This is a genomic window from Pseudomonas arcuscaelestis, assembly GCF_016881005.1.
GTDB lineage: Bacteria > Pseudomonadota > Gammaproteobacteria > Pseudomonadales > Pseudomonadaceae > Aquipseudomonas > Aquipseudomonas arcuscaelestis.
This window is the reverse complement of record NZ_JACOPV010000006.1, coordinates 55,758-82,188: the sequence shown is the minus strand read 5'-3', so window position 1 is coordinate 82,188 and position 26,431 is coordinate 55,758. Positions and strand designations below refer to the sequence as shown.

Below are 26,431 nucleotides of genomic sequence, written 5' to 3'. Positions count from 1 at the left end.
TCTTTTTGAGGGCCGGGTCGACGACTTCATGGGACGCCGCAAGCCACCCCGAAGTCGTCCCCGCCTCTCCTTTTCCCTGTCTTACTTCAGCTTCAACTGCGTGCGCAGGTAGTCATACAAGCCGGTTGCGCTCTTGCGATAGCCATCGGCTGTCAGGTGTACCAGATCCCCGCGCGCCAAACCTTGTGCCTGCCAGGCGACAACCGAACACTGCCCGCCCATGTACGCCTGCCAATCCCAGAACAGGGCATTGGCTTGCTGGGCAGCCTGGCGCTGGATGGCAATGATCGCTGCCAACTTTTGCGGCTGACGCGCGGCGCAGCCGTGGGCCTTGCGTTGCTTGATCGAATCCGGTGGCCCGACGATTAGCACCACTGCTCGCGGCAGGTCACGACGCAGACGCTCAAGGGTCTGCTTGAGCTGCGCTTGGTACAGGTTGAGGTCAAGGGTGTCGTCGAAGGCCTCGTTGGTGCCATAGGCGAGAATAACCAGATCGGGGCGCAACGACTTGAGGGTGTCTTGCCAGCCGGGCTGCCATTTGTCTTGGACTTCAAGGCGGGCGCCGTTAATACCCAGGGCCGAGAAGATGACACCGGCATTTTTCTGGTTCTGTAGGTACCAGCCGCCCAAAACCGTACCTGGGCGCGTGTCGAGGGTCAGGTCCAGCGGCAAACCAACATTGTTCACCACCGGGCCGAATCGCCATTGTCCACCGGTGGCCGCCAGCAGCCGACGGTTCTGGCCGCGATTGTCGCGCAATAGTAGGCTGGTGCTCGTTTGCGCCTGGTACAGCGCCGAAACCCGGTAACGCTGGGCGCTGGGTGTACGCGCTTCGATACGCACGCTGGGTTTCGCCACCAAGGGCACCGACAAGTAGCCGCCAAGCGGAAACTGCGAGCTCTGCTGGTTGCGCGCCGACACCAGCTCCCATTGCCGCTTGGCAGTTTTGAGAATGACCTGCTCATAGCGGGTGCCAGGCACTGGGGTTGCAGAAATCAGACCGATCCCGCCATCGCCATATTGCCCTTGAAGCAAGCGGCGCATTTCACCGGTGAAGAGATCGGCCGCCGTGTGCGAGTCGCCGAATTGGACGATAGTAACCGGCGCACGATTCGCGCCCTTGAACTTGTTGGCCAGCACCATCAGGTTGCTGTTGCCCTGGCTTGCCTGCGGTCTGGCCGCAGCATTGCCCGCCGGCGTCGAGCCGCTGACTGCCGCCACCGGGCTGCAGCCCGGCAACGCACAGATCAGCAGGGCCAACCCCAGAATGTTATGCAGTCGACGCATCAGTGTCCCGTTACAGTGAGCCCCGGGAAGGCGATCATCGACAGTATCTGTTCGGCGATCAGCTTCTGCCCGGTAATGGTGAAATGAATGCCGTCATCGACACGTGTCTTGACCCGTTTGCCTTGACTGTTCTGCAAGGTATAGGAGAACGCTTCATCCTGGTAACCCAGCACAGGGTTGGCAGAGAGGTAGTGCTGTTGATACAGCCCGGTCTGCTCTCGATACAAGTTGCTGAGGTAGGCCATGGCGGTGGAGAGCTTGGGTTTTTGCATGTTTGGCGGCCCTACCCAGATCACCTGGACCTGATGTTCACGCGCCTCCTGCAAAATCGTATCGATGCGCTGGCGATAGGCGGTTTCCCAATCCGGCGACTTGAAGCGCAGGAACGGTTTGCCCTTGCCCTGCGGCATGTCCCACGGGTCATTAGGCCCGAGAAAAATGACCATCAAGCGAATATTGGGAGAGCTGTCGAGGGTTTGCGCCACGGTGCGCGGCCAGTTGAAAAACCCTGGATATGCCAGCCCGGTACTCTGCCGACTGAGGTTGACGCTTTTGATCTGGTGGCGCTTGCGCAGGCTGTTGGCCAGATGCGGCGCAACGCCTTGCATCAGCGAGTCACCAACAAGAAAAACCTCATCACCTGCCGCCAGTGACACGACTGTGGCCGACGGCAATACGCTGGCAGCAACGGACGCTGCCGGTTTGACCGGCGCCACAGTGACCGCTGGCGTGGTCACTTTGACGGCCACAGGCTTGCTCACCGGTGCCGGTGCCGGTGCCGGCTGATGCACAGCGATGAGGTTGACCGATACCACCGGCATCGGCGCAGGCAGCTCGACGGTTTTCACTTCAACCACCGCCGTGGGGCCAGGCTCTAGGCTTTTTTCCAGGCTGGCCACAAAGCTGTCGCGCGCCGCACCCAGCGCTTGGGTCAGGTTGCCGCCCAGGCGCCATGCCGGACTTTGTCCAAGCACTGGCAGCTCGCAGCTCTGATGGTGTTTCTGCTGGCAATAGAGGCTGATCGAGTCCTGGTTCAACCAGAACAGCAGCAGCGTGGTCAGGACAATTGCGTAGAAGGCTTTGGCCGCATCCAGTTGCACGCGCAACAGCTGGCCAGAACTAGAAACTTGCATAGATAAACCCCGGCACGCCTGACTGCGAAGCGAAGATAACCAGTGACACGAAGATCCCCAGGGGCACCGGGTACAACTGCCAGGGTAAACGGGTGGTTGCCGCAAAGAACTGGCGCAGCAACACTAGCAACTGCGGATACACCGCCACATATGCAACGCTGGCCAACAGCAGCAGACCGGTCGACGAGAACACGCCGTCCACGCTCATGCCGGCAATGCCAGACAGCATGTCCATGGCCTCATCCAGGCTCGCGCTGCGGAAAAAGATCCAGGCAAAGGCCACGTAGTGGAATGTCAGCAAACGCGCTGCCACCCCCGCTCCCGGCCAACGCATCGGTTGCGGCAGGAAGTAGGTCGATGCTTTATAGAGCGCCAGGCCCACACCGTGCAACGCGCCCCAAATGACGAAGTTGAGGCTCGCCCCGTGCCACAGGCCGGAAATCAGCATGGCCAGGAGCATGTTCAGATTGCCGCGCCATACGCCGCGACGATTGCCACCCAGGGGGATGTACACGTAATCACGAATGAACAGCGACAGGCTGATATGCCAGCGTGCCCAGAACTCCTTGAGGTTGTGAGCGGCATAGGGGGCATTGAAGTTATCGGGCAAACGAAAGCCCAGTAGCAGCGCGATGCCGGTTACCAGGTTGGTGTAGCCACTGAAGTTGAAATAGATCAGAAAGCTGTAGCCATACACACTCAGGAGTATCTGCTCTGCCGTGTAACTGCCTGGGGTTTCAAACACCGGATCGACCCATTGGCTCGCCAGCCAGGCACTGCAGAAGAACAGCTTGACCACCGCCAGAGCGATCAGCCCGAGCGCGCGCTGAGGCTCCAGTACCTGGCGCATGCCCTGCGGGCGGATCTGCGGCAGCATATGCGCAGCGCGGTTGACCGGGCCGGCGATCAGGCTGGGGAAAAACGCCAGGTACAGGGCCAGATCCTGCGGGCTCGCGCTGGGCATTTCGCGCCGATTGATCGACACCAGGTAGCTGACCGAGTGAAAGGTATAAAACGACAAGCCAATCGGTACCAACAGCTCCAGCACCGGTAACGACACATCAATACCGGCACTGAGCAACGCGCCCTGCACACTGGCGACGAAGAACTCTTGATACTTGAACAGATAAAAGCAGCCCAGCACCAACAGCAGCACCAGTAAGTAACTGAAGCGCCGCCCCGGATAACGCTCGCCCACCAGGCCCAAGAGGTAGACCAGGGCACTGTAACCGAGCAATACGTACAGGGAATTGAGGCTGAAACTGGCGACCAGCGCGTAGCTTGCCCCTAGCAGTAGTAGGTTCTGAAGGCGAACGCTCCAGCACAAACTCCAGTAAATGACAAAAAACAGGGTGAAGCTAAGGCCGAACTCGATAGAAAGGAAGCTCACAACGTAGTCCATTACGTGACGTCAGATAGAGGAGGCCCACCTGCGCGAATGCCGCGAGATAAAGCGGTCGCGATTATGGCAGAGAGCTGCAAGCACCCACAACGCGAGCCCTTGAGTAAAATCAAGTATTGGCCGTCGGTCTTTATGCAACAGAATGCGACGAAAGATCCGCCCTACCGATTTGCTCCCCCCGCCCCGCTCTGCTAGTGTCGCGCCGTTTATACCGCCACCGAGACAGCCGCCATGGCCCGAAAAAAAGCCTCTATTGATTTCGAGCAATCCCTCGCCGACTTGCAAGCGCTGGTCGAGCGCCTGGAGAACGGTGAGCTGTCGCTGGAAGACTCACTGACCGCGTTCGAACAAGGCATCAGCCTGACCCGTGATTGTCAGAGCGCGCTTGTCCAGGCCGAGCAGAAGGTCCAGGTTTTACTGGAGCGCGACGGCGAACTGAAAGCCGAACCTTTCGACGCGGAACAGGCCGAATGATCACCACTTATCAGGCCAGTTGCCAGGTACGGGTCGATGCGGCCCTCGAGCAGTTGTTTGTTCCTCCTTCGGTAGAGCTGACCCGCTTGTACGCCGCCATGCGCTACAGCGTGATGAACGGCGGCAAGCGTGTGCGACCGTTGCTCGCCTATGCCGCTTGCGAAGCGCTTGGCGCCGCACCTGAGCAAGCCAATGGCGCCGCCTGCGCGGTCGAACTGATCCATGCCTATTCGCTGGTGCATGACGATTTGCCAGCCATGGACGACGACGATCTGCGCCGTGGCCAGCCCACTACTCACAAGGCGTTTGACGAAGCCTGTGCGATTCTTGCTGGCGACGGGCTGCAGAGCCTGGCGTTCAACGCCCTGCTCGATCCCGCGTTGAGCCCGCAGGCTGACGCAACCCGCCTGGCGATGGTGCGCACCCTGGCTTCGGCTGCAGGCCCAGCCGGTATGGTCGGCGGTCAGGCCATCGACCTCGGCTCGGTTGGGCTCAAGCTTGACCAGACAGCCCTTGAGTTCATGCACCGGCACAAAACCGGCGCCCTGATTGAAGCCAGTGTCCGACTGGGCGCCCTGGCCAGTGCGCGTGCCGACGAAGCACAGCTCAAGGCCCTGCAGACCTACGCCCAGGCCATTGGCCTGGCGTTCCAGGTGCAGGACGACATTCTTGATGTCGAGAGCGACACCGAAACCCTGGGCAAACGCCAGGGTGCCGATATTGCCCGGGATAAACCGACCTACCCGGCGTTGCTCGGGCTTCAAGCCGCCAAGGCTTATGCCATTGAGCTGCGCGACCAGGCCCTGAACGCCCTGCGGCCATTCGACGCAGCGGCCGAACCGTTGCGTGAACTGGCGCGCTATATCGTAGAGCGTCGTAACTAAGCACCGACTGCATCGCGGAACAAGCCCGCTCCTACTGTATTTAAGGGAGTAGACTTGCCCCGCGATTAGCGCAAATGGGCAGCTATTACCGCAATAAGGTAAACTGCCGCCACTTCATATCTATAACGATTCGCCTGATGCCCACGACGTTTCAAGAGATCCCCCGCGAACGCCCGGTCACGCCGCTGCTCGACCGTGCCGATACGCCTGCCGGCTTGCGTCGGCTGGCTGAAGCCGACCTGGAGAACCTGGCTGACGAACTGCGCCAGGAATTGCTCTATACCGTTGGTCAAACCGGCGGGCATTTCGGTGCCGGCCTGGGCGTAATCGAGCTTACGATTGCCCTGCACTACGTTTTCGACACCCCGGACGACCGGTTGGTGTGGGACGTGGGTCATCAGGCCTATCCGCACAAGATCCTCACCGGTCGCCGCCAGCGCATGAACACCCTGCGCCAGAAGGACGGCCTGGCCGCCTTCCCGCGACGCGCCGAGAGCGAGTACGACACCTTTGGCGTCGGTCACTCCAGCACCTCGATCAGCGCAGCGCTGGGCATGGCCATTGCCGCCCGCCTGCAAAATGATCCGCGCAAGTCGATTGCCGTGATCGGCGACGGCGCGCTGACTGCCGGCATGGCATTCGAGGCGTTGAACCACGCCCAGGAAGTCGATGCCGACATGCTGGTGATCCTCAACGACAACGACATGTCGATTTCGCGCAACGTGGGTGGCTTGTCCAACTATTTGGCCAAGATTCTCTCGAGCCGCACCTATTCGAGCATGCGTGAAGGCAGCAAGAAGGTACTTTCGCGACTGCCCGGCGCCTGGGAAATTGCCCGCCGCACCGAAGAGTATGCCAAGGGCATGCTGGTGCCTGGCACCCTGTTCGAAGAGCTGGGCTGGAACTACATCGGCCCCATTGACGGTCACGACCTGCCAACGCTGATCACTACCCTGCGCAACATGCGTGACCTCAAAGGCCCGCAGTTCCTGCATGTAGTCACCAAAAAAGGCAAAGGCTTCGCCCCGGCAGAGGTCGACCCGATTGGCTACCACGCCATCACCAAGCTCGAGCCCGTCGATGCACCGGCTGCCGCCCCTAAAAAAGCGGGCGGACCGAAGTATTCGGCAGTCTTTGGCCAGTGGCTTTGCGACATGGCTGCTGCTGATCAGCGCTTGGTCGGCATTACCCCAGCCATGAAGGAAGGCTCTGATCTGGTGGCGTTCAGCGAACGTTACCCAGAGCGCTACTTCGACGTGGCGATTGCCGAACAGCACGCGGTTACCCTGGCGGCCGGAATGGCCTGCGAAGGTGCAAAACCGGTGGTGGCGATTTATTCGACGTTCCTGCAGCGCGCCTACGATCAGCTGATTCACGACGTTGCGGTGCAGAACCTCGACGTGTTGTTCGCCATCGACCGTGCAGGTCTGGTTGGCGAAGACGGCCCGACTCACGCGGGCAGTTACGATCTATCGTTCTTGCGTTGCATCCCCGGCATGCTGGTGATGACGCCTAGCGACGAGAACGAACTGCGCAAAATGCTCAGCACCGGTCACCTGTACAACGGCCCAGCGGCCGTTCGCTACCCGCGTGGCAACGGCCCGAATGCAACCATCGACAGCAGCCTGGAGCCGCTGGAAATCGGCAAGGGCGTAGTTCGTCGCCAAGGCAGCAAGGTCGCCATGCTGGTGTTCGGCGTGCAGCTTGCCGAGGCCTTGAAGGTCGCCGAAAGCCTCGACGCAACCGTGGTCGACATGCGTTTTGTCAAACCAATGGACGAAGCCTTGGTACGTGAAATGGCCGCCAGCCATGAGCTGCTGGTGACCATTGAAGAAAACGCCATCATGGGTGGTGCCGGTGCGGCGGTAAGCGAGTTTCTTGCCCGCGAAGCCATACTCAAACCGGTACTGCATCTGGGCTTGCCAGACGTCTATGTAGAACATGCAAAGCCTGCCCAGATGCTGGCCGAGTGTGGCCTGGACGCAGCCGGAATCGAAACCTCGGTGCGTCAGAGGATGCAACTGCTCGGTCTTTGATGCCTGATTGCGGGGCAGCTCGCTTCCACCGTGGGAGCGAGCTTGACCCGCGATTGCCACGGAACTGCCATGAAACTCTCGCGCCTGACCCCGCTCCTGCTGTGCCTGCCCACCTCGCTACTTGCCGACCCCATTGATCGCGACAGCGCCCTGAAGCTGCCCAACACCCTGATCAGCGCCAATCGCCAGGTGGAAGACCGCACGCAAACCAGTGCCGCCAACACAGTGTTCACACGCGATGATATCGACCGCTTGCAGCCTTCCAGCGTCACTGACCTGCTAACCCGTGTGCCGGGTGTGCAAGTGTCGCGAACGGGCGGACGCGGCAGCCTGCCGGGTATTTATATTCGCGGCACCAAGTCAGCGCAGAGCCTGGTTCTGGTTGATGGCGTTCGCATCGCCAATACGTCCTCCGGCGACAGCGGTCTGCAGTTTCTGAACATCGACCAGGTTGAACGTGTCGAGGTGCTTCGCGGTTCGCGCTCGGCGATCTACGGCAGCGACGCTATTGGCGGCGTGATTCAGATATTTACGCGCCGCGCCAACAAACCCGGATTGCAGCCTCGCCTGCACTTGGGCGCAGGGAGCAACCAAACCTGGCAACGTGATATCGGCCTATCGGGGGGAGATGAACGCACCCGCTTCAACCTTGCTGCTGGCCTTGAAGAAAGCGCCGGCATCAACGCAACCCGCGAGTCTTATCCAGCCAACGCCGATCACGATGCGTATCGCAACAAAAGCGTAAGCTTGAGCCTCAGTCATGTTGCCAGCGAGTCCCTGGAACTGGGCTTGAACCTGCTCGACAGCTGGGGCCGTAGCGAATACGACAATCTTTTCATCGACGCCAGCCAGCCTTATACCGATTTCAACGTCAGCAGCATCGGCACCTACGCCGACGCGCAGCTCAGCGACGCCTGGCATTCGCGACTGGAGCTGGGCCACAGCGAGAACCGCGACACCAAGCGCGATTCGTTGCAGCCCGGCGGTAGCGAATTCAATACCTATCGCGACTCAATCAATTGGCAGAACGATTTCAGCCTGGATGAGCGCAATAACCTGTTACTGGGCGGTGATTGGTACCAGGACCGATTGCATACCAGCTCGCCGCTCAACGAGGACAGTCGCTGGAACCGCGCAGCCTTCATTCAACATCGGTACAAGGGCGACAGCTTTTCTACCGAGGTTGGCATGCGCCGCGATCAGAACCAGCAGTTTGGTAGCCAAAACAGCTGGAGCGCCAGCTTGAGTCTGCCGCTGAACGCGAATAACGACGTTCTGCTGTCCTACAGCGAAGGTTTCCGGGCGCCTAACTTCAACGACCTTTACTACCCGGATTTCAGCGACCCCAACCTTAAGCCCGAACGCTCGAAAAGCTACGAGTTGCAATGGCGCAGCCAGCTGAGCGAGAGCACTCGCTTGGAAACGTCGTTGTATCGCACGGACCTTCGCAACGCGATTGTCTATGGCAGCAGCTTCATCCCGCACAACGTGGGTTCGGCCCGGGTCAATGGGTTTGAGGCCAGTCTGCATCAGGAGTGGTTCGGCTGGCAAAGCAGCCTGGGACTGTCGCTGATCGATCCTCGCGACCGCGATTCCGGGCACACCCTGGAGCGTCGCGCACGCCGCACGCTCAGCCTGGATGTGGACCGTCAGTTTGATCGCCTGGGGCTGGGCGCTAGCTGGCAAGCGGTCAGCAGTAGCTATGCCGACGCAGACAACACCAGGACACTGAGCGGCTACGGTCTGTTCGGTTTGCGCAGCAGTTGGAACCTCAGCAACGAACTGCGCCTGGAACTGAAGGCAGATAATCTGCTGGATAAAACCTACAGCCGAGCTCAGTACGACTATCGCTCAGGCTTCGCCGATTACCGCGAAGAAGGCCGCACCTGGCTTCTAGGCATCACTTGGACACCGGCGCTTTAGTCTCCAGCAACTCACACAACCGCGCCGTAGCCTCGATCATCTGCCCGCTGGGCCGCTCCAGGCCTTTGTCCGGTACCTGCAGCAAGCGATCATGGCGTACGGCATCCACCTGCGGCCAAGCCTTCCAGGCGTCGAGCTGGGCCTGATCACTGGCGATGATCACCTGCGGATCCCTCAATAGCACTGACTCCAGGTTGACCTGCGGCGCCGGTATCGTTAGTTCGGCAAACACATTGCGTGCGCCACACACCGCCAGGGCATCGCTGACAATTTGCCCGCCGCCCACGGTGTACAAGGGTTTGTCCCAGACTTGGTAGAACACCCGCAGCGGCTGCTCGCGGTGATAACGCGCTCGCAGCCCCTGCAACTGCACACGCAGTTGCTGCGCCCGCTCGCGCCCTTGCTCGGCTCGCCCCAGTTGCGCGCCGATAGCTTCGATCTGCTCGATCAGTTCGTCGATACCATGAGGTTCAGCCGTGTAGGTGGCGATACCCAGCCGCCGCAGCTGGTCGCGTTGGGCTGCCGGTACACTCCCCGGCCAGAGCAACAACAAATCCGGCTTGAGGCTGAGCAGACGCTCCATATCGATCTGGCCATAACGCCCTATTGAAGGCACGTGGGCCAACGCAGTCGGACGCTCGCCACCATCGAGCATACCCACCAGCAGGTCAGTAGCCTGCAGTTCGACAACGATTTCCGATAGCGAAGGCGCCAGGCTGACCACCCGCTGGGCTGCAGCGAGCGGTGCGGCCAGTATCAGCAATACCAGCAGCAGAATGCCGCGCATCAGCCCAACTGACGCGGAATACGATAAAGGTAGAGCAGTACCAGACTGGAAACAGCCAGGAGTATCCGCGGCACACCTTCCAGGCCCACGAACACCGACAAGGCGGAGATCCAAGCTGGCAGGCAGGCGAACAGCATGCCCTTGCGCAGCACTCGCGCCAGCTCGATCCAGGCTGCAGGCTCGGCGTCGCTGTCGAGGGACTTTTGGGTGGCAATCAGCGCATGCTTGTAGGCGCCGAAGCGCGACAGGCTGAGGAACATCGACGCCACGCCGGCAATGAACATCGGCATGGCCAGGACCGGAATCAAGTCCTGGCCGTCAGCAAAGGCCCAGCTAAACACCAGCAAAGGCGCCAATGCGACAGCAAGATATTGCCACCACGACAGTTGCAAACGGCGGCGAACCTGAGCCCGGGTCACGCCTGGCCGGCCTCGCTCTGGTGCTCGTTGCCCATCATGTGGCCAAGCTTGCCAGCCTTGGTGGCCAGGTAGTGTTTGTTGTGCGGATTGTGACCGGTATGCAACGGCACGCGCTCAGCCACCGGGATACCCATGCTGGTCAAAGCCTTGACCTTACGCGGGTTGTTGGTCATCAGCCGCAGCGACTTGACGCCCAGGTGCTCAAGCATCGGTTGGCACATGCCGTAGTCGCGTTGATCAGCCGCGAAACCGAGGCGCTCGTTGGCCTCGACGGTATCGGCGCCGCCGTCTTGCAATTCGTAGGCGCGAATCTTGTTCAGCAAGCCAATGCCACGACCTTCCTGACGCAGGTACAGCAATACACCGCGACCCTCGCGCGCAATGGCCTGCAACGCAGCTTCAAGCTGCGAGCCACAGTCGCAACGCTGACTGAACAGCGCATCGCCGGTAAGGCATTCGGAATGCAGGCGCCCCAACACCGGTTGCCCATCCGCTATATCACCCAGACTGAGCACAACGTGCTCGCGGCCCGTGGCCTCATCAAGAAAGCCATGCATGGTGAAAGTCGCAAACGGGGTAGGCAGCTTGGAAGCGGCAACAAAGACGACGGGCACTTTGTGCTCCTGAATTGAAAGCTTGAAGTGGGCCGATTGTACCAGCATGTGAGCAGGCTGCTCAGGTCGAATGTTTGCTCAAACCCATCGACAGGTACGATTTGAGCTACTTCTGGCCCTTCACCTTGTCGAAGGGATAGGGCTGGGACCAATGACTGAAGATCGCCCGCAACTCACCACTGGCGACCAGTACATCCATGCGCTGATCGAACAATTCCTTGAGCGCCCGCCCCTCTTCGGTGTTGCCAAACGCCAGGTACATCGGCAATTCGGCAATGTGAACGCTGCGGAATTTGTCACGCTCATTCTCGCTAGCCTGATTCAGCACGTAATCGACTTCAGTTTGCGCATCGATATAGAAATCCACCCGCCCACGCTCGAGCATCGGCAGGATCCCTTCGCGCCGCTGCACCTCACGGTATTCGCCAACCTTTGGCAGGTAACTCTGATAGTCGTAGCCGCGAACCCAGGAAAGCTTGAACTGGCTGAGGTTATCCAAGGTAGGCAGTGGCTTGCTGGCAAGGCTCAGGGCGTAAATATGGTCGGTATCGAAATGCCAGCGCGGATAGAGGTTGTCCGCGCTTTCTTCATAATAGGAACCCACCCAGGCATCGGCTTCGCCGCGTTTGACCAGGCCAATTGCCCTGCTGTACGGGACACTGACGCTCTTGACCTTGACCCCAGCCGGCTCGAATACCTTGCGCAGAATATCCCAGGCAATGCCGCTACCGTCGGCGTTGGTGTAGTCCTCCCAGATCTCGCTGGCCAGTCGCACCTGCTTGGGAACTGTGATTGTCTCGCTGGCATGAACACCGCTGGCAACCAGCGCCAGGATCAACAGGATTACTCGCCATCCACGCATTGCACCACTCCCTTAAGTGACACTCCATACAAGCACTTGCATACCCAACCAAGCGAAGACGCCAGCTAGCACATCGTCAAGCATGATTCCGACGCCGCCATGCACATGACGGTCAATCCAGCGAATCGGCCAGGGCTTGAGGATGTCGAAGAAACGGAACATCAAAAAGCCCGCCAGTAGCCATTGCCAACCTTCCGGAACCAGCCAGAGGGTGATCCACATGCCGACCATTTCGTCCCAGACAATGCCTTCGTGGTCGTGAACACGCAAGTCATCGGCAACTTTGCCGCACAGCCAGAAGCCGAACAGCATGGTCAGGCCCAGCATCAACCAGTAACCCCAGTCGGGCAGCATTTGCCACAACGGGATGAAGGGCAACGCTACCAGCGAGCCCCAGGTTCCCGGCGCCTTGGGCAAGGTCCCGGAGCCGAAGCCGAATGCGAGAAAGTGCCACGGATTGCGCCAGACCGAAGGCGGAACGTTCTCCGCAGGCACCTGATTGGGGTGATCGGTCACGGTTGCTCCCTAAAATGTTGATAACCCCGGGTTGTCGGGGTGATGTCCTTGCCCTGGTCATCGACCAGGGAAACGCCTGTGCCAGTGCCTACACGCCCCACCACATGGATCGGCCAACCGGCCTCCAGCAGAGGGGCAACCTCCACCTCAGGCAAGGTGAACGCCAATACGTAATCGTCACCACCAGTCAATGCGGCTTGCAGAGCCCCTTGATGCCCGAGGAACGTTTGCAGCGCTGCCGAGATGGGCAGTCTGCTCAGTTGCACCTGCACAGACACCTGCGAAGCCTTGGCGATATGCCCGCAATCGGCCAATAGCCCATCGGAAATATCCAACGCCGAAGTGGCCTTGCCGCGTAGCGCCTGCCCCAGAGCAAATTGCGGCTGGGGCGACCAGTAATGGGCCAGCAACGGGTCAGCCAACGCCGAGTCAGCCTGCTGCTCGCCAAGCACCAGCGGCAAGGCACCTGCAGCATTGCCAAGTTCGCCGCCCACGCACAGCAAGTCTCCAGCACGGGCGCCGCTGCGGGTCAGGGCCAGGCCAGCGGGCACCCGCCCGAACACGGTCATGGTCAAGCTCAGCGGGCCACGGGTGGTATCACCACCAATAAGGCTGAGCTGGCAGGCTTGCGCCATCTGGTTCAGGCCATGGGCATAGGCCTGCAGCCAGTCGGCACGCACTTCTGGCAGGGTCAGGGCAAGGGTAAAGCCAATGGGCCTGGCGCCCATGGCAGCCAAATCACTGGCGGCAACGGCCAGCGAACGCTGACCGAGCAAAAAAGGGTCGCAGACAGCCGGGAAATGCACCCCGGCCACCAGCGTATCGGTGGAGATCGCCACCTGTTCACCCGGCGCCAGGCTGAGCAAGGCGCAATCGTCGCCAATGCCCAGCGCTACCGCTTCGCCGCCCTGCGCGCAAGGCGCGGCGGCGAAGAAATGGCGAATCAGCTCGAACTCACCCATTGGCAATCAGCGCCGAAATCAGCGCTTGAACGCCTTTACTTCGGCTTCACGCAGCCGTGGTGCCAATTTGTCGAGCACACCGTTGACGAACTTGTGGCCGTCGGTGGCGCCGTAGACCTTAGCCAACTCGACACCTTCGTTGATGACTACACGGTATGGCACGTCAACGCGCTTGATGAACTCCCAGGTAGACAGGCGCAGAACCGCCAGCTCAACCGGGTCAAGTTCTTCAAGGGCCAGATCCAGGCAAGGGACCAGGGCCTTGTCGATTTCTTCCTTGATTGCCGGAACCCCATGCAGGATTTCACGGAAATAAGCACCATCGACATCGGTGAAATCGTTATCGACCCGGAACTGCGCTTCGATCTCGTTCAGCGAGTGCTTGGCCATGTGCCATTGGTACAGCGCTTGAGTCGCAAGCTGACGAGCTTCGCGACGCTTGGCGCTTTTCGATGGTTTGCCAGCATCCGCAGGTTTTGGATCGCGCGGGTTGAAACGATCGCTTTCGTCGCTAATCACTTGGCCTCCAACTGCGCCAGCAGGCTGACCATTTCCAGGGCGGACAGAGCAGCTTCGGCACCCTTGTTGCCGGCTTTGGTGCCAGAACGTTCAATGGCCTGTTCAATCGAGTCGACAGTCAGGACACCGAATGCCACCGGTACGCCGAACTCCATGGACACCTGGGCCAGGCCCTTGGTGCATTCGCCCGCCACGTATTCAAAGTGCGGGGTACCGCCACGAATCACTGCGCCCAGGGCGATGATTGCGGCATATTCGCTTTGTTGGGCGACTTTCTGTGCAACCAGCGGGATCTCGAACGCACCCGGGGCACGAATGATGGTGATGTCGCTTTCGCTCACGCCATGGCGAACCAGGGCATCAACAGCACCGCTTACCAGGCTTTCGACTACGAAGCTGTTAAAGCGGCCAACCACCAAAGCATAGCGACCTTTGGGGGCAATGAAGGTACCTTCGATGGTCTTCAGGGACATTGCGGGGTTCTCATCTTAAAGAGCCAGGCCGCAACGGTGCGGCCTGTGGGAGTTTTGTTCCGAATCAACAGTGGGAATAGCCCCTGCTTTATTCGGAGGGCACGTATTCTACAACTTCCAGATCGAATCCGGATATCGCATTGAACTTCATTGGTGAGCTCATCAGGCGCATTTTGCGTACGCCCAGGTCACGCAGAATCTGCGAACCGGCACCGACGGTGCTGTAAGTGGTCGGCGTTTTCGCTGGAGACGCATCAGCACTTTCACGGATATGCGCCAGCAGTACATCGCCTTCCAGCGGGTGGCCAAGCAGTAACACCACACCGCTGCCGGCCTCGGCGACCGCGCTCATGGCGGCGCGCAGGCTCCAGCGACCTGGCTGCTTGACCATCAACAGGTCGCGCAGCGGATCCATGTTGTGTACCCGCACCAGGGTCGGTTCTTCTGCACAGATGTTGCCCAGGGTCAGGGCCATGTGCACATCGCCTTCAACCGAATCGCGGTAAGTCACCAGGTTGAAGCTGCCCAGTTCGCTGTCCAACGGCTGCTCGGAAATCCGCTGAACGGTACGTTCGTGGATCATGCGGTAGTGAATCAGGTCGGCAATGGTGCCGATCTTGATGCCGTGCTCGGCGGCAAATGCCTCCAGCTCCGGGCGACGGGACATGGTGCCGTCATCGTTCATCACTTCACAGATCACACCGCTTGGCTCGAAACCAGCCATGCGCGCCAGATCGCAAGCCGCTTCGGTATGGCCGGCACGGGCCAGGGTTCCGCCAGGTTGCGCCATCAGCGGAAAGATGTGCCCCGGGCTGACGATGTCTTCGGCCTTGGCATCACGAGCGGCGGCAGCCTGCACAGTGCGGGCGCGATCAGCAGCGGATATACCGGTGGTGACGCCGGTTGCGGCTTCGATCGAGACGGTGAATTTGGTGCCAAAGCCGGAACCGTTGCGCGGCGCCATCAGTGGCAGCTTGAGCGTTTCGCAGCGTTCACGCGACATCGGCATGCAGATCAGACCACGGGCATGCTTGGCCATGAAGTTGATGTGCTCGGCCTGGCAGCACTCGGCCGCCATGATCACATCGCCTTCGTTCTCGCGGTCTTCGTCATCCATCAGAATGACCATTTTGCCTTGGCGGATGTCTTCAACCAGTTCTTCGATGCTGTTGAGCGCCACGCGGCACCCCCTTTCAAATCAGGATTTCAGGTAGCCGTTGGCGGCCAGGAAACTTTCGGTAATGCCGCTGCCGTTGCTCGGCTCTGCAGCTTTGTCACCCAGCAGCAAACGCTCCAGGTAACGCGCCAGCAGGTCGACCTCAAGGTTGACCCGACGACCTGGACGGTAGTCGGCCATGATGGTTTCGGCCAGGGTATGCGGAACGATGGTCAGCTCGAACTCGGCGCCATCGACAACGTTCACCGTCAGACTGGTGCCATCGACAGTGATCGAGCCTTTGTGGGCAATGTACTTGGCCAGCTCCTTGGGCGCACGAATGCGGAACTGGATGGCTCGGGCGTTATCGCTGCGCGAGACCACTTCGCCAACACCGTCGACATGGCCGCTGACCAGATGGCCGCCCAGGCGGGTGGTTGGCGTCAGCGCTTTTTCCAGATTGACCCGACTGCCGCTCTTGAGCTCATTAAAGGCGGTGCAGTCCAGGGTTTCGCGACTGACGTCGGCCCAGAAGCCATCGCCAGGCAGCTCGACCGCCGTCAGGCAGACACCGTTGACGGCGATACTGTCGCCCAGTTTGACGTCGCCCAGGTCGAGCTTGCCGGTTTCGACATATACCCGTACGTCTCCGCCTTTGGGGGTCAGGGTGCGGATACTGCCGATGGATTCGATGATGCCGGTGAACATGAGTCCTCCTCGAGAACAGGGCTGCGCGTAGCTAGCCTGGAATTATACGCCGGGTGTCGGCACAGGGACTGCAGTGACTCGCCAGTCATCGCCTACTGCGCGCATTTCAGTAATTTTCAACTGCACCGCCTCACGCATGTGGTTCAGCGGCAAATCCAGCAAAGGCCGGGCGTTGGAGCCCAGGAACTTGCCGGCAATGAATATCTGATATTCGTCGATCAAACCAAGCTGGGCAAAAGCGCCCACCAGGCGGGCTCCAGCTTCGAGCAACACTTCACTGCTTCCGCGCGCCGCCAACTCGCGCAGCAGCGCAGACAGATCCACTTGACCGTTGGCACCCGGCAGGTGCAGTAGTTCATGGCCGGCTTCGGCATAGGCTGGATCAACAGCCGCTGCGGTAACCACCAATGCCGGCCCGGCCTTGAAAAACGGCGCGTCGAGGGGTAAGCGCAAGCGGCCATCAACCAGCACACGCAAGGGAGGGCGCTCAAGAGCAAGGGCTGTGGTTTGCGGATCAAGGCCCAGCTCGTTACCACGCACGGTCATTCGCGCATTGTCGGCCAGCACACTTTCGGCACTGGTCAGTACCACGCTGGAGCGGGCACGCAGACGCTGTACCGCTGAGCGCGCGGCGGGGCCTGTTATCCACTGGCTCTCGCCGTTGGCCATGGCCGTGCGGCCATCCAGGCTCATGGCAAGTTTTGCCCGTACAAACGGCAGGCCGCACTCCATGCGCTTGAGAAAACCTGGGTTGAGTGTACGCGCCTCGGCTTCGAGCACACCGCTGGCAACATCGATACCAACGTCGGCCAAGCGTTTGAGCCCCTGCCCCGCCACTTGTGGGTTGGGGTCCTGCATGGCCGCGACCACACGCGCTACGCCCGCCTTGACTAGCGCCTCGGCACAAGGCGGTGTCCGCCCGTGGTGGCTGCACGGTTCAAGGGTGACATAAGCGCAGCCGCCACGCGCCAGTTCGCCCGCTTCACGCAACGCGTGTACTTCGGCGTGAGGCTCACCCGCTCTTACATGCCAGCCTTCGCCGACAATCTGGCCATCGCGCACGATCACACACCCGACGCGCGGGTTGGGATGGGTTGAATACAAGCCCTTGCGAGCCAGTTCCAGGGCACGGGCCATGTAATGAGCGTCGAGTACTGCGCGTTCGTTTGCCATGCCTACTCTTTAGCCGGCTCACGTGCCAGGCGATCGATTTCTTCACGAAACTCGTTGAGATCCTGGAAGCGCCGATAAACCGAAGCGAACCGGATGTAGGCGACTTCATCGAGCTTTTGCAGCTCGTTCATCACCAGTTCACCGACTACCAGGGATTTGACCTCGCGCTCGCCGGTCGCTCGCAGCTTGTGCTTGATATGCGCCAACGCCGCTTCCAGGCGCTCAACGCTTACCGGTCGTTTTTCCAGGGCGCGCTGCATGCCAGCACGCAGTTTTTCTTCGTCGAAGGGTTGGCGACTGCCGTCCTGCTTGATCAGGCGGGGCAGAACCAGCTCGGCTGTTTCGAAGGTGGTGAAACGTTCGCCGCAGGCAACGCATTCGCGTCGACGGCGCACTTGCTCGCCCTCGGCTACAAGTCGCGAGTCGATGACCTTGGTGTCGTTGGCACCGCAGAAGGGACAGTGCATGGTGGCAGGCAACAAAAAAAGGGAGGGCCATGGTAGCGCATCCCACTGGCAAGACAAGCCAAAGGGGTTACCATCCACTGAGGAAATATGCCGCGAAGGAATTCCCCATGCCATTTCGAGCGCTCGTTGTGCTCAGTTTTGCCGCCTTGTTAACCGCCTGCAGCAGTGATCAACTCGCGTCTGCACCGGCGCCCAAGGCACCGGTCGCCAGTAAAACGCCGAAAGGTCTCGGCCCGCTGCCAGCCTACCAACGTGAATTGAGCGGAACCCTGCTCAATATTCCCGCAGGGGCCGAAGTCGAGCTCGCCCTGTTGGTTATTGATGAACGCGGTCGCCCCCAGAACCTGCTGGCCAGCAGCACCTTAAGTGGTAACGGTCTCGATCTGCCGTATCAACTGCGGTTTAACCCGCAGGCCTTTCCAGCAGGTGCCCGCGTTGAGCTACGCGGTCGCGCCAGCAAGTCCGGCCAATTGATTCTGCACCTGCCGCCCGTGCGGATTGCCCAGGCGCAAAGCCAGGCAACCGGCCCGCTGCGCTTCGAAAAGGCGCCATGATGGCCCCGGCGCCCCTGCAGCAGGCCCTGGGTGAACTACTCGGGGACGCTCGGCTGGTGGTAAGTGACCTGCCGGAGTGCTCACTCAAGCTCTGGCTGATTGACGCCGAGAACATGGACCGTGAGTTCAGCTCCGAGGAAACCCAGCGCATCCTCCACGAGCCACCCTACTGGAGCTTCTGCTGGGCCAGTGGCCTGGCCATGGCGCGCTATCTGGATGAGTACCGGCACTGGGTACATGGCAAGCGTGTGCTGGATTTTGGTGCAGGTTCCGGCATTGCCGGCATCGCTGCCGCGCGGGCGGGCGCCCTCGAGGTGGTGGCTTGCGACCTCGACCCACTGGCGCTGCAGGCCTGCCGGGCCAACGCGAAACTCAATGGCGTGGAGCTGAACTATTCGGGGGATTTCTTTCAGGAGAAGGATCGCTTTGATCTGATTCTGGTCGCCGATGTGCTCTATGACCGGGCCAACCTGCCGTTGCTGGACAGTTTTCTCAGTCGAGGCCAACAAGCCCTGGTTGCTGACTCGCGTGTACGAGACTTCAGCCACCCGCTGTACCAACCTTTGGGCGTGCTTGAGGCGCTGACCTTGCCGGACCTTGCCGAGCCCCACGAATTCCGTAGGGTCAGCCTGTACCACGCCAGCCGCCAGCCTTTATAGTGATGTCATTCACGGATTTTCGAGAGTCGCGATGAGCCAAGACACCCCTTATGTTTTCGACACCAGCGCTGCCGATTTCGATCAGCTGGTAATCGCCAACTCCCATCACAAACCGGTGCTGGTCGATTTCTGGGCCGAGTGGTGCGCTCCCTGCAAAGCGCTGATGCCACTGCTCGCGCAAATTACCGAGAGCTACCAAGGCGAACTGTTGCTGGCCAAGGTCAATTGCGATATCGAGCAAGACATCGTCGCCCGCTTCGGTATTCGCAGCCTGCCAACCGTGGTGCTGTTCAAAGATGGCCAGCCGGTCGATGGTTTTGCCGGTGCCCAGCCAGAATCAGCAATACGCGCCCTGCTTGAGCCTCATGTGCAAATGCCAGCGCCGACGGCGGCTGATCCTCTGGAACTTGCTCAGGTACAGTTTGGCGAAGGTCGCTTCAGCGAGGCCGAAGCCACCCTCAAGGCGTTGCTGAGCGAAGATAACAGCAATGCCGGTGCGTTGATTCTGTACGCCCGCTGCCTGGCAGAGCGCGGCGAATTGGATGAAGCCCAGACTGTGCTCGATGCAGTCAAAAGCGACGAGCACAAAGCGGCGTTGGCCGGTGCCAAGGCGCAACTGACCTTCCTGCGCCAGGCTGCAAACCTGCCCGAAGTCGCCGACCTCAAAGCGCGCCTGGCGCAAAACGGTGAAGACGACGAGGCGGCCTATCAACTGTGCATCCAGCAGTTGTCGCGCCAGCAGTACGAAGCCGCTCTGGATGGCATGCTCAAGTTGTTCATGCGTAACCGCGGCTATGAAGGCGGCCTCCCGCACAAGACGCTGCTGCAGGTATTCGATCTACTGGGCAATGATCATCCGCTGGTGGGTACCTACCGTCGCAAGTTGTTCGCGGCGTTGTACTAGTCACTCAGCGACTGGCGGGGGCAGGTGTCGTGTGACGTCTGCTCCCGCTGGCTGTGTTCACGGTCTTTTGAGTCATCCCAGCCAGTGATAAATTGGCGCATCCACCCCGCTTTCAACTTTCACCTCGGCGCTGTGGCGCAGGCGCACCAGTAAGCGCTTGCCTGCTGCGGTATTGCCCGCCAAACCCTCCAGGCGCTCAAGCAACTGCGGCCCATTGAGCTGCCCTGCATTACGCAGCACTTCCCGGGCAGCTTGCCAGAGGGCGTCATCCGGTCTGCTGCTTGGCGCCGTAGACGCTGTCGCCGCCCCCGCTTGCGGTGCTGCTGGCGTGAGATGCCCAGCCAGTTGCGCCCACTCCGCAGGGTCCAGCTCCAGGGTCAAATCCACCGGCCAGTCGCCGATATGTCCACGAATTCGCACGGTCGTCTCCTCTGCTCAGTGATGGGCACCATGCTCCCATGCCAAAGATCTATCGCCAAGCAGGCTGGTAACGCTGCAATAAGTTGTTATAACATAACCATATCAACCCCTGTGCCCTCGCGGAGTCTTGCCCATGCGTCGCCTGTTCCTTGCGTTGCCGTTCGCCTTGTTGCCTTTGGCCGTTGCTCAAGCCCATGAGGATCACGACCATGATCATGACCACGCCCATGCCAGCCTGAGTGCCCATGAGCACGGTGTTGCCCGTCTCAATATTGCACTCGATGGCAAGTCGCTGGAGCTGGAACTGGAGAGCCCGGCCATGAATCTGGTCGGCTTCGAGCATGCTGCCAGCAGCGACAGCGACAAAGCCAAGGTTGCCGCCGTACGCGCACAACTGGAAAAACCACTTGTGTTGTTCACTGTGGATAAAGCCGCCAACTGCAGCGAATCGGCCCTGGATCTGCAAAGCCCATTGTTTGGTGACGCGCCGGAGGCTGCGAAAGATGACCATGACCACAGCGAGATCCACGCTCACTACAGGTTCGATTGCGCCAAACCCGAGCAGCTCGGCAAGCTGGACCTGAGCCCACTGTTCAAGGCGTTCCCCGCCACCCAGAAAATTCAGGTACAACTGATCGGACCCAATGGCCAGCAGGGCATCGAAGCCACTGCAGCCAACGCCTCAATTCCTTTGTAAAAGCCCCTTTGCTATGAGCCAGGCATTGATTGAACTGACCGACCTGGGCTTTGCCTGGCCGGGCCAAGCCCCACTGTTGGATATCCCCACCTTGCGCCTTGAGGCGGGTGAATCCTTGTTTCTCAAAGGCCCCAGCGGCAGTGGCAAAACCACCCTGCTCGGTCTGCTTGGCGGTGTACAGCAACCTGATCGTGGCAGCGTTCGTCTGCTCGGCCAGGACTTGAGCGAGCTGAGTATGGCCGCCCGCGACCGCTTTCGAGTCGACCACACCGGCTACATTTTCCAGCAGTTCAACTTGCTGCCATTTCTTTCGGTGCGCGAAAACGTCGAACTGCCTTGCCGCTTTTCACGCAACCGCGCTCAACGCGCCGCATCGCGTCATGGCAGTGTCAATCAGGCCGCTGCCAGCCTGCTTGCACATCTGGGTCTCAAAGACCCGGGCTTGCTCGCACGGCGCGCCGACAGCCTGTCCATCGGCCAGCAACAACGGGTTGCGGCGGCCCGCGCCTTGATCGGCCAGCCGGAACTGGTAATCGCCGACGAACCGACCTCGGCGCTCGACGCTGATACCCGCGAAGCCTTCATCCGCTTGCTGTTTGCCGAATGCCGCGATGCAGGCTCCAGCTTGCTGTTCGTCAGCCATGACCAGAGCCTGGCAGCCCTGTTCGATCGTCAGGTATCACTGGCCGACCTCAACCGCGCGGCTCAACCAGCCACCGACCTGGAGGTCTGATGTACCTGCTTCGTCTTGCCCTGGCGAGCCTCGCCAATCGACGCTTCACCGCTTTTCTCACCGCGTTTGCGATCGCCTTGTCGGTGTGCCTGCTGCTGGCGGTGGAGCGGGTGCGCACCGAAGCCCGTGCCAGTTTCGCCAGCACCATCAGTGGCACCGACCTGATTGTCGGTGCTCGTTCCGGGTCGGTGAATCTGCTGCTGTATTCAGTGTTTCGCATCGGCAATGCCACCAACAATATTCGCTGGGACAGCTACGGGCACTACGCCAGCGATAAACGCGTGAAATGGGCGATTCCAATTTCGCTCGGTGACTCCCACCGCGGTTACCGTGTGATGGGCACCACCGCCAGCTACTTCGAACATTATCAATACGGCCGCAAGCAGAACCTGCAACTGGCTCAAGGTCGCGCCTTCGCCAGCGACCCCTTTGAAGTGGTCCTGGGAGCCGAGGTGGCGCAGGCCCTGCACTATTCGCTGGGTGACAAATTGGTGCTGGCCCACGGTGTAGCCGCCATCAGCCTGGTCAAGCATGACGACAAACCCTTCACCGTCGTGGGCGTACTCAAACGTACCGGCACCCCGGTAGACCGCACGCTGCACATCAGCCTCGGCGGCATGGAGGCGATGCACATCGACTGGCACAACGGCGTACCCGCCCGTGGCGCTGGCCGCATCAGCGCCGACCAGGCGCGCAACATGGACCTGACGCCCGCCGCGATAACCGCAGTCATGCTCGGTCTGAACAACAAGATTTCCACCTTCAGCCTGCAACGTGAAATCAATGAATACCGCACCGAGCCACTGCTGGCGATTTTGCCGGGTGTGGCCCTGCAAGAGCTATGGAGCCTGATGGGCACCGCCGAGCAGGCCTTGTTCGTGGTGTCTCTGTTTGTGGTACTGACCGGGCTGATCGGCATGCTCACCGCCATCCTTACCAGCCTCAACGAACGTCGCCGGGAGATGGCCATCCTGCGCTCGGTTGGTGCCCGCCCTTGGCACATTGCGGGCCTGCTGGTGCTTGAAGCAATGGCATTGGCAGTGGTTGGTATTGCCGCGGGGCTAGGCTTGCTGTATCTCGGTATAGCGCTGGCCCAGGGCTATGTTCAAGCCAACTATGGCCTGTTTCTGCCATTGGCCTGGCCAAGTGCGCATGAATGGAACCTGCTGGCGCTGATCCTCGGCGCCGCCTTACTGATGGGCAGCGTCCCAGCCTGGCGAGCCTATCGGCAGTCCCTGGCCGATGGCCTGTCCATTCACCTGTGAGAGTCTTGATGTCACGCGTTCTGCTTTTGATACTGCTGCTGGTGACGACTCCGCTGTGGGCCGATGAGCCTCGCACCCTGGAATGGCCGCAACTGATTCCAGCGGGTGCACCGATCATCCAACCGCAAATGGCGCCACTTCACGACCTGTCGCAGTTGAGTGATGCGCTGGCCGCCGAGTCAGCGCCAGCCGCCCTTCAGCAAGCGCCCAACGCCCCAGTGGTCAAGGCGCTCGATGGCCAGTTCGTGAAGTTGCCAGGCTATATCGTGCCGTTGGAAGTCAGCGAGGAAGGTCGTACCACCGAGTTTCTATTGGTGCCCTACTACGGTGCCTGCATCCATGTTCCACCACCACCCTCAAACCAGATCGTGCACATCGTCAGTGAAATGGGCGTAAGGATCGAAGACCTCTATCAGCCTTACTGGATCGAAGGCCGTATGCAGGTGAAAAACACCAGCAGCGAGCTGGCCGATGCCGGGTATCAAATGGAGGCAGAAAAAATCTACGCCTACGAACTGCAATGATTACCCAGCAACTTCGGCTTCCACGCTTTCATTGAGCTGGGTCAAATTGCCAGTCTGGCGTCTCTTTACCATTGGTCGTACTTAATTCTAAACGTCCTTTGGGAGCTTCCATGAACAAGACCTTGCTCAGCGCCTCGCTCATTACCCTGGCGCTCGCAGCCCCTGTTGCCCAAGCCCACCAGGCAGGTGACTTCATTCTGCGTGCCGGCGCAATCACTACTGCTCCCAACGAAAACAGCGGTGACATCAAGCTCGACGGCACCAAGGTCTCTGGCACCAAAGCGACGCTGGACAGCGACACCCAACTGGGCCTGGCCTTCGCCTACATGCTGACCGACCACATCGGTCTGGAACTGTTGGCGGCCACTCCGTTTCAACACACCGTAGGTGTAAAAGGTCTGGGCGCAGGCCTGGATGGCAAGCTGGGCGACATCAAACAACTGCCACCGACCTTGTCGCTGCAGTACTACCCGATGGAACCCTCTTCCAAGTTCCAGCCTTACGCGGGTATCGGCCTGAACTACACCATGTTCTTTGACGAAGACCTGAGCAGCAACCGCAAGGCTCAAGGCTTCAGCAACCTGAAGCTGAAAGACTCGGTGGGCCTCGCAGGTCAGCTGGGCATGGACTACATGATCAACGAGCACTTCCTGGTCAACGCCGCAGTCTGGTACGTGGACATCGACACCAAGGCAACCATCGACGGTCCGAGCGCCTTGGGCGTCGGCAAGACCAAGGTCGACGTAGATGTCGATCCATGGGTCTACATGGTAGGTGTAGGTTACAAGTTCTGATTTAGCGTCTGATACAAATCGCGGGGCAAGTCCGCTTCCACAGGATCAGGAGATCGGTGTGGAAGCGGACTTGCCCCGCGATGCATTCTGGCTTCAGCGCCCCAACAGTCGTGCCAGCCCTTCGGCAATCGATGTCGGCTCAGGAAAGTTGAAGCGCGCCAGCAATCGCTGATTGTTCGCGCGCGAATGGCGAATATCGCCAGAACGTGCCGGCCCATAAGTGATGCTTGGCAGATCACCCACCACCGATTTAAGCGCTGCCAGCAACTGGTTTAGCGAGGTGGCCTGGTTCAAACCGATATTCACCGCCCCGTCCTCAACCTGCGCCTGCTCCAGGGCCTGGACCATTACGTTGACCAGATCGCCGACGTAGAGAAAATCCCGGGTCTGCTCGCCGTCCCCGAACAGCGTGATTGGCTGGCCGCTGAGCGCCCGCTCGCAGAAAATACTGATCACGCCCGAATACGGCGAGGAAGGGTCCTGGCGCGGTCCGAAAATATTGAAGAAGCGGAACACTACCGGCTCCAGACCATGCTGGCGACGATAGAAATCCAGGTATTGCTCGCTGGCCAGCTTGTCTACCGCATAAGGCGTAAGCGGTGCCTTGGGCGCGTCTTCTTCAATAGCCAGACCTTCGCCGTTGTTACCGTAGACAGCTGCGCTTGAGGCAAACAGCACCCGTTTGATGCCATTGAGGCGCATGGCCTCGCATACATTCAGCGTGCCGATGAAATTGCTTTGATGGGTTTTAACCGGGTCATCCACCGAGGCCTGCACCGAGGCAACTGCCGCCAGGTGAACCACAGCCCGACATCCCGCTGCCGCTCGCTTGACCAACTCGCCGTCGGCGACATCACCTTCGATCAGCTCAAGCCTGGGGTTGTCCATTTGCAGGTTGCCAGGTTTGCCTGTCGACAAATCGTCGAGGATGCGCACCGCGTAGCCTTGCTCCAGCAATGCATCACTGAGGTGAGAACCGATGAAACCCGCGCCACCGGTGATCAGAATTGGAGAATCAGCCATTTCGATAGAATCGATCCAGTAAAGGCGGCAAACCCGAGCGCCAGGCGCGAGGCTTGATGCCGAAAGTATGCAGGATTTTCTTGCAGGCCAGCACCGCGTACTGCGGCTCATCGCTGGCATCGGGGCGCGCCGCATGGGCCTGCGCCGTGGGTGCGGTGACGGCCAGTTTGTGCAGTTGCGCTGCCTCGGAGAGAATAGCTTGGCCCAGCACCAATGGTGTTGTCGCTTCGTTGCCGGCGTAGTGGTACGTCCCCCACAACGGCGCTGCACAGTCGAGTTGCTTGAGCACCGAGAGGATAACCCGCGCGGCATCGTCCACCGGGGTCGGATTGCCTCGACGGTCATCGGCCAACTGCAACTCCTGAGGCTGTTCGGCGCGGGTCAAAAAGCGCCCGAGCACGCCGTCGATACTTTCGTCGAGCAACCAGCCAAAGCGCAACAACACGTGCTGCGGGCAGGTGGAGCGCACGCTTTGCTCGATTCGCCACAGTGCCTGACCACGCAGCCCCAAAGGCACCGGCTCATCCTTTTCGCTGTAGGCCGTGGCGCGCGAACCATCGAATACCCGGTAGCTCGAAGGCTGAATCAAAATTATGTTGTGGTGCTGACACAGCTCCGCCAGGCGCTCCACCGAGCGCTCTTGCTGAGCCAAGCGCTTTTCGCTGACCGACTCAGCCTGAAACCAGTCAAAGTAATAGGCCAGATTCACCAACGCGTCGGGGCGAGTGTCATCCAGCAACTGGGTCAAGCTGGCCGGATCCCAGCCGTTATCTGGCGGACGCGGTGCCAGAAAGCCGATATCTTCCTCGGCCCCGAGTCGAATCAGCGCTTGCCCGAGGGCATTTCCACCACCCAACAGCATCAGGCGCATTCGCATAGAGTCAGCAGATCCGAGCAGAGTGATTGAGATAAAGGACACATTTTGCGTTCTCCGGCAAGGGAAGTCCAACGCCAGCCTAGGTTACACAGCGTTTACGTGCCGATTTGCGGTCATTGGGTTGGCGCCGACACAAATCCGCAAACGGCATATAATCGGCCAGATACGCGCATTCTTCGCTTCTCA

At 60.1% G+C, this 26,431-nt stretch carries 30 protein-coding genes; 12 read left to right on the top strand and 18 right to left on the bottom strand.

Features of this window, described 5'->3' with window-relative positions:
• Positions 1 to 81 precede the first annotated feature (81 nt).
• From H8F21_RS10820 to H8F21_RS10810, 3 genes are read right to left on the bottom strand one after another with little or no spacing between them, the layout of a single operon-like run.
• The gene (locus H8F21_RS10820; RefSeq protein ID WP_203479745.1) at positions 82 to 1,287 is read right to left on the bottom strand and encodes a GDSL-type esterase/lipase family protein; all 1,206 of its coding nucleotides are present in this window, start codon (positions 1,285 to 1,287) and stop codon (positions 82 to 84) included.
• Positions 1,287 to 2,420 (bottom strand): DUF459 domain-containing protein, encoded by a 1,134-nt coding sequence (locus H8F21_RS10815; RefSeq protein ID WP_203584330.1) that lies wholly within the window; start codon positions 2,418 to 2,420, stop codon positions 1,287 to 1,289. The genes H8F21_RS10820 and H8F21_RS10815 overlap by 1 nt, the downstream gene beginning before the upstream one ends.
• A complete protein-coding gene (locus H8F21_RS10810; RefSeq protein ID WP_328824456.1) occupies positions 2,407 to 3,810 on the bottom strand; it encodes an MBOAT family O-acyltransferase in 1,404 nt (467 codons plus the stop codon). Before H8F21_RS10810 ends, H8F21_RS10815 begins: the two co-directional genes overlap by 14 nt.
• Positions 3,811 to 4,053: 243 nt before the next feature.
• On the opposite strand from H8F21_RS10810, the gene H8F21_RS10805 reads away from it, so the two are divergent.
• The 4 genes from H8F21_RS10805 (at position 4,054) to H8F21_RS10790 (ending at position 9,139) form a co-directional block, all read left to right on the top strand.
• Positions 4,054 to 4,296: an exodeoxyribonuclease VII small subunit gene (locus H8F21_RS10805; RefSeq protein ID WP_045182568.1), complete on the top strand. Its 243-nt coding sequence runs from the start codon at positions 4,054 to 4,056 to the stop codon at positions 4,294 to 4,296.
• Complete coding sequence (ispA, locus tag H8F21_RS10800) at positions 4,293 to 5,180, top strand: (2E,6E)-farnesyl diphosphate synthase (RefSeq protein WP_203479742.1); 888 nt, start codon at positions 4,293 to 4,295, stop codon at positions 5,178 to 5,180. Before H8F21_RS10805 ends, ispA begins: the two co-directional genes overlap by 4 nt.
• 137 nt (positions 5,181 to 5,317) lie before the next feature.
• Entirely contained in the window at positions 5,318 to 7,216 is a 1,899-nt protein-coding gene (gene dxs / locus H8F21_RS10795) for a 1-deoxy-D-xylulose-5-phosphate synthase (RefSeq protein ID WP_203479741.1), read from the top strand.
• Between the two features lie 69 nt (positions 7,217 to 7,285).
• Positions 7,286 to 9,139: a TonB-dependent receptor domain-containing protein gene (locus H8F21_RS10790; protein ID WP_203479740.1), complete on the top strand. Its 1,854-nt coding sequence runs from the start codon at positions 7,286 to 7,288 to the stop codon at positions 9,137 to 9,139.
• On the opposite strand, the gene H8F21_RS10785 is transcribed toward H8F21_RS10790, so the two are convergent.
• The 12 genes from H8F21_RS10785 to nrdR all read right to left on the bottom strand — a co-directional run bounded on the left by H8F21_RS10785 (position 9,117) and on the right by nrdR (position 17,795).
• Complete coding sequence (locus H8F21_RS10785; protein ID WP_203479739.1) at positions 9,117 to 9,926, bottom strand: cobalamin-binding protein; 810 nt, start codon at positions 9,924 to 9,926, stop codon at positions 9,117 to 9,119. The genes H8F21_RS10790 and H8F21_RS10785 overlap by 23 nt on opposite strands.
• Positions 9,926 to 10,345: an MFS transporter gene (locus H8F21_RS10780; protein ID WP_136474293.1), complete on the bottom strand. Its 420-nt coding sequence runs from the start codon at positions 10,343 to 10,345 to the stop codon at positions 9,926 to 9,928. The genes H8F21_RS10785 and H8F21_RS10780 overlap by 1 nt, the downstream gene beginning before the upstream one ends.
• A complete protein-coding gene (ribA, locus tag H8F21_RS10775) occupies positions 10,342 to 10,959 on the bottom strand; it encodes a GTP cyclohydrolase II (protein WP_168198425.1) in 618 nt (205 codons plus the stop codon). Before ribA ends, H8F21_RS10780 begins: the two co-directional genes overlap by 4 nt.
• 106 nt (positions 10,960 to 11,065) lie before the next feature.
• On the bottom strand, positions 11,066 to 11,821 hold the full coding sequence (locus H8F21_RS10770) for a substrate-binding periplasmic protein (RefSeq protein ID WP_203584329.1): 756 nt from the start codon (positions 11,819 to 11,821) through the stop codon (positions 11,066 to 11,068).
• 12 nt (positions 11,822 to 11,833) lie between these two features.
• On the bottom strand, positions 11,834 to 12,337 hold the full coding sequence (locus H8F21_RS10765; protein ID WP_045182556.1) for a phosphatidylglycerophosphatase A family protein: 504 nt from the start codon (positions 12,335 to 12,337) through the stop codon (positions 11,834 to 11,836).
• Positions 12,334 to 13,299, bottom strand: coding sequence for a thiamine-phosphate kinase (gene thiL / locus H8F21_RS10760; protein WP_203479737.1), 966 nt, complete (start codon positions 13,297 to 13,299; stop codon positions 12,334 to 12,336). Before thiL ends, H8F21_RS10765 begins: the two co-directional genes overlap by 4 nt.
• 18 nt (positions 13,300 to 13,317) lie before the next feature.
• The gene (gene nusB / locus H8F21_RS10755; RefSeq protein ID WP_136474289.1) at positions 13,318 to 13,818 is read right to left on the bottom strand and encodes a transcription antitermination factor NusB; all 501 of its coding nucleotides are present in this window, start codon (positions 13,816 to 13,818) and stop codon (positions 13,318 to 13,320) included.
• Complete coding sequence (gene ribH / locus H8F21_RS10750; RefSeq protein ID WP_043861893.1) at positions 13,815 to 14,291, bottom strand: 6,7-dimethyl-8-ribityllumazine synthase; 477 nt, start codon at positions 14,289 to 14,291, stop codon at positions 13,815 to 13,817. The genes nusB and ribH overlap by 4 nt, the downstream gene beginning before the upstream one ends.
• 88 nt (positions 14,292 to 14,379) lie before the next feature.
• Positions 14,380 to 15,471 carry a bifunctional 3,4-dihydroxy-2-butanone-4-phosphate synthase/GTP cyclohydrolase II gene (ribBA, locus tag H8F21_RS10745; RefSeq protein WP_203479736.1) on the bottom strand — a complete coding sequence of 364 codons (1,092 nt, stop codon included), beginning with the start codon at positions 15,469 to 15,471 and terminating at the stop codon, positions 14,380 to 14,382.
• Positions 15,472 to 15,489: 18 nt separating this feature from the next.
• A complete protein-coding gene (locus H8F21_RS10740) occupies positions 15,490 to 16,155 on the bottom strand; it encodes a riboflavin synthase (RefSeq protein WP_203479735.1) in 666 nt (221 codons plus the stop codon).
• A gap of 42 nt (positions 16,156 to 16,197) precedes the next feature.
• A complete protein-coding gene (gene ribD / locus H8F21_RS10735; protein WP_203479734.1) occupies positions 16,198 to 17,328 on the bottom strand; it encodes a bifunctional diaminohydroxyphosphoribosylaminopyrimidine deaminase/5-amino-6-(5-phosphoribosylamino)uracil reductase RibD in 1,131 nt (376 codons plus the stop codon).
• A gap of 2 nt (positions 17,329 to 17,330) precedes the next feature.
• Entirely contained in the window at positions 17,331 to 17,795 is a 465-nt protein-coding gene (gene nrdR / locus H8F21_RS10730; RefSeq protein WP_038606259.1) for a transcriptional regulator NrdR, read from the bottom strand.
• Between the two features lie 107 nt (positions 17,796 to 17,902).
• Between nrdR and H8F21_RS10725 the strand changes: the two genes are divergently transcribed.
• The 3 genes from H8F21_RS10725 to trxA are packed head-to-tail and all read left to right on the top strand — an operon-like array spanning position 17,903 to position 19,912.
• Positions 17,903 to 18,349 (top strand): YbaY family lipoprotein, encoded by a 447-nt coding sequence (locus H8F21_RS10725; protein WP_203479733.1) that lies wholly within the window; start codon positions 17,903 to 17,905, stop codon positions 18,347 to 18,349.
• The gene (locus tag H8F21_RS10720) at positions 18,349 to 19,008 is read left to right on the top strand and encodes a class I SAM-dependent methyltransferase (protein ID WP_203479732.1); all 660 of its coding nucleotides are present in this window, start codon (positions 18,349 to 18,351) and stop codon (positions 19,006 to 19,008) included. Before H8F21_RS10725 ends, H8F21_RS10720 begins: the two co-directional genes overlap by 1 nt.
• Before the next feature lie 31 nt (positions 19,009 to 19,039).
• A complete protein-coding gene (gene trxA / locus H8F21_RS10715; RefSeq protein ID WP_203479731.1) occupies positions 19,040 to 19,912 on the top strand; it encodes a thioredoxin in 873 nt (290 codons plus the stop codon).
• A 72-nt stretch (positions 19,913 to 19,984) separates the two neighbouring features.
• Here trxA and H8F21_RS10710 read toward each other — a convergent pair whose 3' ends face one another.
• Complete coding sequence (locus H8F21_RS10710) at positions 19,985 to 20,332, bottom strand: hypothetical protein (protein ID WP_203479730.1); 348 nt, start codon at positions 20,330 to 20,332, stop codon at positions 19,985 to 19,987.
• Positions 20,333 to 20,465: 133 nt separating this feature from the next.
• Between H8F21_RS10710 and H8F21_RS10705 the strand changes: the two genes are divergently transcribed.
• The 5 genes from H8F21_RS10705 (at position 20,466) to H8F21_RS10685 (ending at position 24,345) form a co-directional block, all read left to right on the top strand.
• Positions 20,466 to 21,029, top strand: a complete 564-nt coding sequence (locus H8F21_RS10705) for a DUF2796 domain-containing protein (protein ID WP_203479729.1) — start codon at positions 20,466 to 20,468, stop codon at positions 21,027 to 21,029.
• Between the two features lie 13 nt (positions 21,030 to 21,042).
• Positions 21,043 to 21,762: an ABC transporter ATP-binding protein gene (locus tag H8F21_RS10700; protein WP_203479728.1), complete on the top strand. Its 720-nt coding sequence runs from the start codon at positions 21,043 to 21,045 to the stop codon at positions 21,760 to 21,762.
• A complete protein-coding gene (locus H8F21_RS10695; protein ID WP_203479727.1) occupies positions 21,762 to 23,027 on the top strand; it encodes an ABC transporter permease in 1,266 nt (421 codons plus the stop codon). Before H8F21_RS10700 ends, H8F21_RS10695 begins: the two co-directional genes overlap by 1 nt.
• A gap of 8 nt (positions 23,028 to 23,035) precedes the next feature.
• Entirely contained in the window at positions 23,036 to 23,551 is a 516-nt protein-coding gene (locus tag H8F21_RS10690) for a DUF3299 domain-containing protein (RefSeq protein WP_203479726.1), read from the top strand.
• Positions 23,552 to 23,661: 110 nt separating this feature from the next.
• Positions 23,662 to 24,345 carry an OmpW/AlkL family protein gene (locus tag H8F21_RS10685; RefSeq protein ID WP_203584328.1) on the top strand — a complete coding sequence of 228 codons (684 nt, stop codon included), beginning with the start codon at positions 23,662 to 23,664 and terminating at the stop codon, positions 24,343 to 24,345.
• Positions 24,346 to 24,438: 93 nt separating this feature from the next.
• Here H8F21_RS10685 and H8F21_RS10680 read toward each other — a convergent pair whose 3' ends face one another.
• Complete coding sequence (locus H8F21_RS10680) at positions 24,439 to 25,368, bottom strand: NAD-dependent epimerase/dehydratase family protein (protein ID WP_203479725.1); 930 nt, start codon at positions 25,366 to 25,368, stop codon at positions 24,439 to 24,441.
• Positions 25,361 to 26,245, bottom strand: a complete 885-nt coding sequence (locus H8F21_RS10675) for a sugar nucleotide-binding protein (RefSeq protein ID WP_203479724.1) — start codon at positions 26,243 to 26,245, stop codon at positions 25,361 to 25,363. The genes H8F21_RS10680 and H8F21_RS10675 overlap by 8 nt, the downstream gene beginning before the upstream one ends.
• Positions 26,246 to 26,431 lie beyond the last annotated feature (186 nt).

Coding starts and splice junctions, on each gene's coding strand:
- H8F21_RS10820 (WP_203479745.1), bottom strand. CDS start 1,287: ATGCGTCGACTGCATAACATTCTGGGGTTGGCCCTGCTGATCTGTGCG.
- H8F21_RS10815 (WP_203584330.1), bottom strand. CDS start 2,420: ATGCAAGTTTCTAGTTCTGGCCAGCTGTTGCGCGTGCAACTGGATGCG.
- H8F21_RS10805 (WP_045182568.1), top strand. CDS start 4,054: ATGGCCCGAAAAAAAGCCTCTATTGATTTCGAGCAATCCCTCGCCGAC.
- ispA (WP_203479742.1), top strand. CDS start 4,293: ATGATCACCACTTATCAGGCCAGTTGCCAGGTACGGGTCGATGCGGCC.
- dxs (WP_203479741.1), top strand. CDS start 5,318: ATGCCCACGACGTTTCAAGAGATCCCCCGCGAACGCCCGGTCACGCCG.
- H8F21_RS10790 (WP_203479740.1), top strand. CDS start 7,286: ATGAAACTCTCGCGCCTGACCCCGCTCCTGCTGTGCCTGCCCACCTCG.
- H8F21_RS10785 (WP_203479739.1), bottom strand. CDS start 9,926: ATGCGCGGCATTCTGCTGCTGGTATTGCTGATACTGGCCGCACCGCTC.
- H8F21_RS10770 (WP_203584329.1), bottom strand. CDS start 11,821: ATGCGTGGATGGCGAGTAATCCTGTTGATCCTGGCGCTGGTTGCCAGC.
- thiL (WP_203479737.1), bottom strand. CDS start 13,299: ATGGGTGAGTTCGAGCTGATTCGCCATTTCTTCGCCGCCGCGCCTTGC.
- ribH (WP_043861893.1), bottom strand. CDS start 14,291: ATGTCCCTGAAGACCATCGAAGGTACCTTCATTGCCCCCAAAGGTCGC.
- H8F21_RS10740 (WP_203479735.1), bottom strand. CDS start 16,155: ATGTTCACCGGCATCATCGAATCCATCGGCAGTATCCGCACCCTGACC.
- ribD (WP_203479734.1), bottom strand. CDS start 17,328: ATGGCAAACGAACGCGCAGTACTCGACGCTCATTACATGGCCCGTGCC.
- nrdR (WP_038606259.1), bottom strand. CDS start 17,795: ATGCACTGTCCCTTCTGCGGTGCCAACGACACCAAGGTCATCGACTCG.
- H8F21_RS10725 (WP_203479733.1), top strand. CDS start 17,903: ATGCCATTTCGAGCGCTCGTTGTGCTCAGTTTTGCCGCCTTGTTAACC.
- H8F21_RS10720 (WP_203479732.1), top strand. CDS start 18,349: ATGGCCCCGGCGCCCCTGCAGCAGGCCCTGGGTGAACTACTCGGGGAC.
- trxA (WP_203479731.1), top strand. CDS start 19,040: ATGAGCCAAGACACCCCTTATGTTTTCGACACCAGCGCTGCCGATTTC.
- H8F21_RS10705 (WP_203479729.1), top strand. CDS start 20,466: ATGCGTCGCCTGTTCCTTGCGTTGCCGTTCGCCTTGTTGCCTTTGGCC.
- H8F21_RS10700 (WP_203479728.1), top strand. CDS start 21,043: ATGAGCCAGGCATTGATTGAACTGACCGACCTGGGCTTTGCCTGGCCG.
- H8F21_RS10695 (WP_203479727.1), top strand. CDS start 21,762: ATGTACCTGCTTCGTCTTGCCCTGGCGAGCCTCGCCAATCGACGCTTC.
- H8F21_RS10690 (WP_203479726.1), top strand. CDS start 23,036: ATGTCACGCGTTCTGCTTTTGATACTGCTGCTGGTGACGACTCCGCTG.
- H8F21_RS10685 (WP_203584328.1), top strand. CDS start 23,662: ATGAACAAGACCTTGCTCAGCGCCTCGCTCATTACCCTGGCGCTCGCA.
- H8F21_RS10680 (WP_203479725.1), bottom strand. CDS start 25,368: ATGGCTGATTCTCCAATTCTGATCACCGGTGGCGCGGGTTTCATCGGT.
- H8F21_RS10675 (WP_203479724.1), bottom strand. CDS start 26,245: ATGCGAATGCGCCTGATGCTGTTGGGTGGTGGAAATGCCCTCGGGCAA.